9 protein-coding genes are annotated in these 8,705 nt (G+C 62.1%); 5 read left to right on the top strand and 4 right to left on the bottom strand.

Annotation, left to right across the window (positions count from 1 at the left end; all coding sequences use genetic code 11):
• Positions 1-46: 46 nt before the first annotated feature.
• Together MHK09_RS10210 and glgA are read right to left on the bottom strand one after the other, a co-directional pair.
• Positions 47-1,489: a GH32 C-terminal domain-containing protein gene (locus tag MHK09_RS10210; protein ID WP_250413479.1), complete on the bottom strand. Its 1,443-nt coding sequence runs from the start codon at positions 1,487-1,489 to the stop codon at positions 47-49.
• A 12-nt stretch (positions 1,490-1,501) separates the two neighbouring features.
• Positions 1,502-2,656 (bottom strand): glycogen synthase, encoded by a 1,155-nt coding sequence (gene glgA, locus MHK09_RS10205; protein WP_250413478.1) that lies wholly within the window; start codon positions 2,654-2,656, stop codon positions 1,502-1,504.
• 109 nt (positions 2,657-2,765) lie between these two features.
• Here glgA and glgC point away from each other — a divergent pair, with 109 nt between their 5' ends.
• The gene (gene glgC / locus MHK09_RS10200; protein ID WP_040425050.1) at positions 2,766-3,983 is read left to right on the top strand and encodes a glucose-1-phosphate adenylyltransferase; all 1,218 of its coding nucleotides are present in this window, start codon (positions 2,766-2,768) and stop codon (positions 3,981-3,983) included.
• Here glgC and MHK09_RS10195 read toward each other — a convergent pair.
• Positions 3,980-4,627, bottom strand: coding sequence for an O-methyltransferase (locus MHK09_RS10195; RefSeq protein WP_225747145.1), 648 nt, complete (start codon positions 4,625-4,627; stop codon positions 3,980-3,982). The genes glgC and MHK09_RS10195 overlap by 4 nt on opposite strands.
• A 151-nt stretch (positions 4,628-4,778) precedes the next feature.
• Between MHK09_RS10195 and sigE the strand changes: the two genes are divergently transcribed.
• From sigE to MHK09_RS10180, 3 genes are all read left to right on the top strand, one after another.
• Complete coding sequence (gene sigE, locus MHK09_RS10190) at positions 4,779-5,408, top strand: RNA polymerase sigma factor SigE (RefSeq protein ID WP_250413477.1); 630 nt, start codon at positions 4,779-4,781, stop codon at positions 5,406-5,408.
• A 100-nt stretch (positions 5,409-5,508) separates the two neighbouring features.
• Positions 5,509-5,958: an anti-sigma factor family protein gene (locus tag MHK09_RS10185; protein ID WP_034668126.1), complete on the top strand. Its 450-nt coding sequence runs from the start codon at positions 5,509-5,511 to the stop codon at positions 5,956-5,958.
• A 23-nt stretch (positions 5,959-5,981) separates the two neighbouring features.
• A complete protein-coding gene (locus tag MHK09_RS10180; protein WP_250413476.1) occupies positions 5,982-6,536 on the top strand; it encodes a twin-arginine translocase TatA/TatE family subunit in 555 nt (184 codons plus the stop codon).
• A gap of 4 nt (positions 6,537-6,540) precedes the next feature.
• Here the strand turns inward: MHK09_RS10180 and MHK09_RS10175 are convergent, their stop codons facing one another.
• Positions 6,541-7,671: an Mrp/NBP35 family ATP-binding protein gene (locus MHK09_RS10175; RefSeq protein WP_040425048.1), complete on the bottom strand. Its 1,131-nt coding sequence runs from the start codon at positions 7,669-7,671 to the stop codon at positions 6,541-6,543.
• A gap of 105 nt (positions 7,672-7,776) precedes the next feature.
• Here MHK09_RS10175 and MHK09_RS10170 point away from each other — a divergent pair, with 105 nt between their 5' ends.
• Positions 7,777-8,517 carry a hypothetical protein gene (locus tag MHK09_RS10170; RefSeq protein ID WP_250413475.1) on the top strand — a complete coding sequence of 247 codons (741 nt, stop codon included), beginning with the start codon at positions 7,777-7,779 and terminating at the stop codon, positions 8,515-8,517.
• Positions 8,518-8,705 lie beyond the last annotated feature (188 nt).

Genomic DNA, 8,705 nt, shown 5'->3' with positions numbered 1-8,705 from the left:
GGGACGGAGAGAGACGGGTTGGGTGAGGAGGGGCGAGCCAGGAGGATTAAAGCTTGGAGCCGGAGCGCTGCCAGTCCTGCTCGATGACGGCATCGCCGGAGGTCTCGACCCGCAGGCCGGAGCAGCCGCCTTCGAAGTAGACGCGGGAGGCCATGGCGATGAGACCGCCGTCGACGAAAACCTCGACCGTGGAGCCGTCTTGGATGATGGTGAGGGTATCGGAGTCGCCTTCGGCAAGCGTGGCGGTGGCGGGTTCGGAATCGGCGAAACAGTGGTCGAAGGCCTTGTTCATGGAGCGATCGAGGCTGATGTCATCGCCGGAGTGGCAGATGGTGGCGGCGGGGTCACCGGCGCCGTCGAGAAGTGTGACCGTTACGCAGGAACCGGAAGGGACCTCCATGACGCCGGTCCAGGAACGGGCGAAATCGGAAAGCTTGACGGCATCGGGCAGGCCGCGGGCGGGTGCTTGGTAGAGGACGCCGCCCTCGAGGGTGACTCGGCGGGGCAGGGACAGGGCATTGGCCCAGCCTTCGGCCTCCCAGGAAGCGTGCTTGGTGGCGTCGTCGCCGCGGCCGTTGCCGTTGAGGAGGCCGACGATGACGGCCCGCTCGTAGCGCTGCTCTGGGGTGAGAGTGCCGGTGGTCGTATTGGTATTGCGCGGACGGGAGAAGTCGTGGCCGAAGTCTACGCGGCGGAAGCCGGAGACCACGGTAAAAGTAGTGCCCTCCAGCCGGCCGACGAGGTAGCCGGAGACGTCGCGGCCGCCGCGCTCTAGGGTGACGAAGAGGACGTCGTAGATATTGCCGTCGACCTCATCGCGCAGGCGGACCAAGCGCGGGGAGACGACCGGCGGGATGGGCGAGGTAGCGGGGACCTCGCCTTCGAGGAAGCCAGGGTCGCCGTCGAACTTGAGGCTGCCGCGCAGCCGCCAAGACACGCCATCGGCAGATTCGAGGATGACGGGAACTGGGGCGTCGGAGTGGCCGGTGAGCGCGAGCATGAGCCAACCGTCGTGGCCGTCATCGCGGTCCTCGGAGGCCCAATCGGGCACCACGGAGGGGGAGCGGAAGTGATCGAAGTTGCGGGTATTGCCTACGACCTCGCCAAAACGAACGACATTGGGGTCGAGCGCTTGAGGGTCGTCGGAGACCTCGCAGATCTCGTCCACGTCAGCGTAGCGGGCGAGGTGAACGGCGATTCCGGCGGCGGTCACGGAGGTGAAGTAGAGGTGGATATCCTCCGGGCCTTGGGCTACGGAACCTGCGCGCAGGGAGAGCTCGCCGCCAACGGGCGCGAGGACATCGTCGCAGTCCAACCAGTCAAAGGGAGACTCTTCGGAGTAGGTGTGTCCCCAGCGGGCAGGGGAGTCTGCGGTGGGGCGGTACTGGTAGAACAGGTGCCAGGTATCGCCGTCGCGCAGGATACCAGCGGGGGCGTCGAGGACGCCGTCTTCAGGGACAAAATGCAGTTCGGGGCGGTGAGTTGTCACGGCTATCCTTCCTTAAATCAAGCTGCGGTAGATATCGACGGTCTGGGCGGCAATGGTAGCCCAAGAGAAATCGCGGATGGCGCGCTCGCGGCCGGCGCGGCCAAATTCCGCGGCGCGCTCTTTATCGGCGGCGACGTCATTGACGGCGGCGGCGAGGTCGGCTTCGAAGGCGGCGGTAGCGGTGGCGTCGTAAGGCACCAGCACACCGGTCTCGCCATCGACCACAACCTCCGGAATGCCGCCCACGTTGGAGGCAACAACGGCCGTGCCGCAGGCCATAGCTTCCAGATTGACGATGCCGAGCGGTTCGTAAATAGACGGGCAGACAAACACATCCGCGCCGGAGTAAATCTGCTGGACCTCGTTGCGCGGGAGCATATCCTTGACCCAGAAAATGCCATCGCGCTGGGCGCGTAGCTCATCTACCAGCGCCTCGGTCTCGGCCGCGATTTCGGGCGTATCGGGCGCGCCGGCGCACAGCACCAGCTGGATATCCGGGTCGAATTTCCGCACTGCCTGCAGCAGGTGCTTTACACCCTTTTGCCGGGTAATGCGGCCGACGAAGGCAACGATGGGGCGCTGCTTGTCGACGCCCAGTTTGTCCAAAACATCTCCCTCTCGCGGCTGCCATAGCTCGGTGTCGATGCCGTTGAGGACAACGTGGACCTTGGAGGCGTCGATGCGCGGGTAGGCATCGAGGATGGAGTCCTTCATGCCGGCGGAAACGGCGATGACGGCATCGGCATATTCCATGGCGTTCTTCTCGGACCACGAGGAGACGTCATAGCCGCCGCCGAGCTGCTCGCGCTTCCATGGGCGGTGTGGCTCCAGGGAGTGAGCGGTGACCACGTGCGGAATATCGTATAGCTGGGCGGAGAGGTGGCCGGCAAGGCCCGTGTACCACGTGTGCGAATGGGCGATGTCGATATCGGAGGCGGCATCGGCCATGCGAAGCCCGGTGGACAAGGTCTTGAGCGCGCCATTGGCACCCTCGAGTGCGGGGTCCACGCCATGGACAAAAACGTCCTTTTCTTCGCGCGGGGAGCCCATGCAGTGCACGGAGACATCGATGATATCGCGCATAAAACGGGTGAGTTCAGCTACGTGAACTCCAGCCCCGCCGTAGATTTCCGGCGGGTATTCTTTGGAAAAGATTCCGGCTCTCATGCCCACCCAGAATACGTATCTCTGGTGCCGCGTGCAGAAATACGGGATGGGGGTAGAAATGTGCATATATCTGCTGCGAAATGTGGGATTTGCAGATAGGTTTGAAAACGTGAGAAGCCTGCCAAATGTCCTAGCCATTGTCCTTGCCGGCGGCGAGGGAAAGCGCCTTTTTCCCCTGACCGAAGACCGCGCCAAACCCGCCGTGCCTTTTGGCGGATCCTACCGCCTCATTGACTTTGTCCTGTCCAACTTGGTCAACGCCGGTTACCTCAAGATTGCGGTGTTGACCCAGTACAAGTCCCACTCCTTGGACCGCCACATTTCCCAGGCGTGGAATTTGGCGGGGCCGACACCGCAGTACATTGCTTCGGTGCCTGCCCAGCAGCGCCGCGGTAAGCGTTGGTACAACGGCTCGGCGGATGCCATTGTGCAGTCGCTCAACCTCATCTATGACGAAAATCCGGACTACGTTATTGTCTTCGGCGCGGACCACGTTTACCGCATGGATCCGGCGCAGATGGTAGAAGAGCACATTGCCACGGGGCTGGATTGCTCGGTGGCCGGCATTCGCGTGCCACGCTCTGAGGCAACGGCCTTTGGTTGCATCCAGGCCGATGGCATGGGAACCATCACGGAGTTCGTGGAAAAGCCCGCGGACCCACCGGCCACGCCGGATGATCCGAATATGAGCTATGCCTCGATGGGCAACTATGTCTTTACGGCGCAGGCGCTGATTGACGCCCTCTTGGAGGACGAAAAGAACGAGGACTCCGCCCACGATATGGGCGGCGATATTATTCCGTACTTTGTGGAGCGCGGGCAGGCGCATGTCTATGACTTCATGGCCAATGAGGTGCCGGGATCTACCGAGCGCGATCACGGCTACTGGCGCGACGTGGGCACCATCGATTCCTTCTATGAAGCGCACATGGACATGATTTCGGTGCACCCGATCTTCAACCTCTATAACCGGAATTGGCCGATTCACTCCACGGATGATTCCAATTTCCCGCCGGCGAAGTTCGTGCAAAACGGCATCGCGCAGTCCTCGATGGTGGCGCCGGGCTGCATCGTCTCTGGCGGCACGGTGCGCAATTCCGTGCTAGCGTCTGATGTCCACGTGGCCGATGGCGCCACGGTCGAAGGATCGGTCATCCTGCCGGGCGTGCGCATCGGCCGTGGTGCCGTGGTGCGCCGCGCGATCCTCGATAAGAACGTTGTCGTCAGCGATGGCGCGATTATCGGCGTGGACCGCGAGCGCGATGAGGAGCGCTTTAAGGTTTCTGACGGCGGCGTGGTTGTCGTCGGCAAAAACCAGAAGGTCTAGAGCTTCGTTACGAGGGTGAGCCCGGATCCCAGCGGCAAGCGGGTGACGTTTGCGCCCTCGAGCTCGCGCAGGTACTCGTCTGCTTCGCGGGCGGCGGCGGTGTCGCGGTCGGTCCGGGAGACGTCGGCAAGCGTGCCATCGAGCAAAGAATTAGCCAGGACCAGGGTGCCGCCCTGGTGCAGCAGTGGCCACGCGGCCTTGATGATGGCGGGGAGCTCGAGCGCGGCGACGTCGGCGTAGATGACCTGGTAGGCGTCATTAGCCAGGCGGCCCATGACCTCGAGCGGGCGAGACGGCAGGAAGCGGCCGCGCGAAGGCGCATAGCCGGCCTCGCGGAAGGCGGTCTTGGCGCTGCGCTGGTGCTCCGCCTCGGGGTCAATGCAGGTCAAGATGCCGTTATCGGGCATGCCGGCAAGCAGGTAGAGGCCCACCACATTGGCGGCCGGGGTGATCGCCACGGATTGGGGGCGTTCGGTGGAACCGGCGGAGGCGGCCGTCAGGGTGGTGAGCAGCTGGCCCGTAGATTCATCTGGAACCGGCAGACCGTACTCATCGGCGTGGTCGCGCGCGCCACGCAGGGCTGCGGAGGGCTCGCTGGTGGTCTCGATATAAGAACGCAGTGCTTCATATGCGGTAGTAGTCACGTAATAGACCTTAGGGAAAAGTGTCCGCCGATGTGGCAAAAACGCGCCTAGCCAGCGAGGTTGTGGTGGGTGGGAACGGTGTGACGGACTCACAGGAAATTATCAGCACTGTGGCTGGAGTTTCACCTTGAAGTGTAGAAAGATGACATGCATGACAACAACGAAGCGCGATGCCGAATCCCTTCAGCCCGCCACCCCTGAGGCGGAGTTGACCGGTACCGCGGCGTTCGATGCCGGCGAAGCCGACATGCCCGCCTGGGGTGACCTGGTGGCCGAGCATGCCGATGGCGTCTACCGCTTGGCGTATCGCCTCTCCGGCAACCAGCACGATGCAGAGGATCTCACCCAGGAAACCTTCATGCGTGTTTTCCGCTCCTTGGACAAGTACCAGGCCGGTACGTTTGAAGGCTGGTTGCACCGTATTACCACCAACCTCTTCTTGGACATGGTCCGCCATCGCTCCAAGATCCGTATGGAGGCCCTGCCGGAGGATTATGAGCGCGTGCCCGGCACGGATATGACCCCGGAGCAGGCCTATACCGTGGCCAACCTGGACCCGGCGTTGCAATCCGCGCTCGATGGCCTGGCTCCCGATTTCCGCGTGGCCGTGGTGCTATGTGATGTCGTAGGTATGAGCTATGACGAGATTGCAGAGACACTCGGAGTCAAGATGGGTACGGTGCGCTCCCGCATTCACCGTGGCCGCTCGCAGCTGCGTGCGGCGCTCGAAAAAGAAGCGCAAACCAATGCGGAAACCCGCATCCTGCTGCGCACGCGTTAAACCATCGCGCGCTAAACTCTAAAGAAACTGCATAGTCCCCGCCGCCGGCGGGGACTTTCCGTGTCACTGAAGGCCAAGCAACTAGTGGAGGAGGGTGTCGATGGACTCGCTGCGAGGACGCCGGACCGTATCCACGTTGAGCGTGCGCGGCGGATTCGATGCCGCCCAGGCCAAGGCCCGCGATAAGGCGAAAGCTAAGGCGCGGCGCAGCGATACCATCGGGCACCTTGGCCCAGAGGCTGTCGTTGCCTTCGTAGACGGGGAGATGGAGCCGAAATTCATGCACCGCGTCCGCATCCACTTGGTGCACTGCGCCGAGTGCCGCGCGGATGTGCACCAGCAGCGCCATGCCTCAGAGTGGGTTCGCCACTGCGCGGATTCCGCTAAGGTCAAGGCGCCGCAATCCCTGCTGGCAAAGCTCGCGGGCATTGCCACCGAAGAGGTTGCGCCCGGACCGGATGCAGCAACGCCCGTGCACCGGCCGCAGCAGGATTTCTTGGACAAGGTGGAGATGGTGGTTCGCGCAATCAAGCACAATCAGCGCGGCTAAGAGTGAGGGACTAGTATTTAACCGTGTTTTCTTCCATTGGTTGGCCCGAGATTTTCGTCATCGTGGTTTTGGGCATCATTGTCATCGGCCCGGAGCGCATGCCCGAGGTGATTAAGGACGTGCGCGCGGCCATTTACGCGGCGCGCAAGGCCATCAATAACGCCAAGGCGGAGCTCAACGGCGAGATGGGCTCGATTACCTCGGAATTCGATGATATCCGCGGCCCGCTCACCCAAGCTGCACAGTGGACGCGCCTCGGCCCGAAGGGTGCAATTACCAAGGCGCTTTTCGACGGCGACGATTCCGCCTGGGACGATTTTAACCCCAAGAAAATGGCAGAAAATGTCAAGACCGCTACCGCGCCACAGGAGCCGGAGGAGCAGCCGCAGTCCCAACCGCAGCAGCAGCGCCCGAGCTTCGACTACTCCCAGATCTACGCAGAGCAGCCGCAGCCAGAGCCCCAGCCGCAGCAACGCCCTCACGCTCCCCAGCCGACGGAGCCGCCCGCGCCCGAGAAAAAGCCGCCACACGGTGGGGAAGAATCCACCGGCGGCGGCTTGTGGGGCGATGTAACCTAAGGCGCTAGTTCACGCCCAAGTTGAGGTTCTTGCCCACCAGGGAATCGGAGCGGATGGCCAGCTTATCGGCCACCGCCTGGATCTGTTGGGCGGCAGGGGACTCGGGGGAATCGAGAACAATCGGCGTGCCGGCATCGCCACCGCTGCGCAAAGTGGGATCCAGCGGCACGGAGGCCAGCAGCGGCACCTCGTGGCCCAAGATGACGCCTAGGCGATCGGCCACAATCTGTCCGCCGCCGGAGCCAAAGACATCCATGGTGGAGCCATCCGGCATCACCATGGCGCCCATGTTTTCAATGACGCCGGCCACGCGCTGGCGGGTCTGCTGGGAGATGGATCCGGCGCGCTCTGCCACCTCGGCCGCCGCAGCCTGCGGGGTGGTGACAATGAGTAGCTCGGCGTTGGGGATGAGCTGGGCTACGGACAAGGCGACGTCGCCAGTGCCCGGAGGCAGGTCCAAGAGCAACACGTCGAGGTCGCCCCAGAAAACGTCAGCCAGGAACTGCTGTAGGGCGCGGTGGAGCATAGGCCCGCGCCAGACCACCGGTGCATTGCCCTCCACAAACTGCCCGATGGAAATGTGCTTAATGCCATGAGAGATCGGTGGCAGCAGCATCTCATCATCGAGCACGGTCGGCCCATCGGTGCAGCCCAAGAGGTTAGGAACGGAGTGGCCGTAAATATCGGCGTCCACGATGCCAACCTTGAGGCCCTTCTGGACCAGCGCTGCGGCCAAGTTGACGGTCATGGAGGATTTGCCCACGCCGCCCTTGCCGGAGGCCACCGCGAAAACGCGAGTGGTGGAATCCGGCTTTGCAAACGGGATTTCCGGCTCGGCCTGGCCACCGCGCAGCTTCTTCTTGAGCTCGCGGCGCTGCTCATCGCTCATGGCTTCCATCGTTACCGTGACGTTTCCAACGCCCTCGATATCCTCTACCGCAGCGCGGGTATTGGACTCGATGGTGGACTTCATGGGGCAGCCAGCGATGGTGAGGTAGATTTCCACGGCCACGTCATTACCGGTGACGGTAACGGACTTCACCATGTTGAGCTCGGTGATGGGGCGGCCGATTTCGGGATCTTCGACGCGGGAGAGTGCCTCGCGTACGGCGGATTCAGTAATAACGCTAGACATAACCCTTGCCATCTTAGTCACGCCGCAACAGGAGGTAAACACACCCTCGGTGTAGAATCAGCTAGACGCTCACGCGCCGCTAACTAAAAGGAGAAGAGTATCGCTATGCGCAGCTTTGCCCGCCCCGCCCGCGCCATTGCCGGTGTGGTGCTGTCCGCAACGCTGCTTACCGGCTGCTCTTCCCAGTTCGATGCCAACCCCTTTGCAAAGAGCCCCCAGAGCGAGCCCATCGGCATTTTGGTGGATACCAATGAGACCGACCAGCTGGTCCTTGCGGAAATCTTCCGCCAGGAGCTGATGGGCCAAGGCCGCGAGGCGTCCATTGTGAAGGAAGACATCTTCCAAGACACCAAGGGTGGGCGTTCCATGAACCCGGGCGGCAATTTCTATGTTGGCTGCACCGGCGCGTTCCTTAATATTCTCAACCCCGGTGAGGCGCGGGCGATTTCTAAGGATTACAAGAAGGCCCAGAAAGCCTCCGAGCCCGGGGGTGAGGACTACCTGGCGCGGACCCACATTGCGCTCATGTCGAGCTTGCCCACGGATACCACCACGGTCGAGCCTTCCGGTGCTAGCGGCTGCGAGGACGCCGAGCCCGAGTTGCCAGAGAATTTCGTGGTGCTCTATCAAGACGATCTCTTCGACCGCGAAGAGCGCCAGGCCGTGGCCTCGCTGACCAAGTTTATTACCCAAAAAGACCTCTCTGACATGGCGGAAGAGGTAGAAAACGACGACACCAGCGCGGAGAAGGTCGTACGCTCCTGGATGAATTCCTCCGGCGGCGACATCGCCCATGAAGAGGGCGACTCCGATTCTTCAGGTGGCTCCAATCTCAGCAATTCTTAGCCTGCTTGCCGACGCCCCCTTTTATCCCCGCCCCAATAACACATAAAAGGGCTTACTGCCTGCCCTTTTTCTGGGGAAATATCCCTAGCCGGATAATTCTTTTCTCGCTAGAGTGGGGAACAGGTTCATTTAGCGTGAACAGGAAAAATACAGGTGCATAGTTTCTTATAGCGGCCTTGCCAGTAATA

Origin of the sequence: Corynebacterium tuberculostearicum (assembly GCF_022347235.1) — a bacterium.
GTDB lineage: Bacteria > Actinomycetota > Actinomycetes > Mycobacteriales > Mycobacteriaceae > Corynebacterium > Corynebacterium tuberculostearicum_F.
The sequence above is the reverse complement of the archived record's forward strand: the minus strand, read 5'-3'. Positions and strand labels throughout refer to the sequence as shown.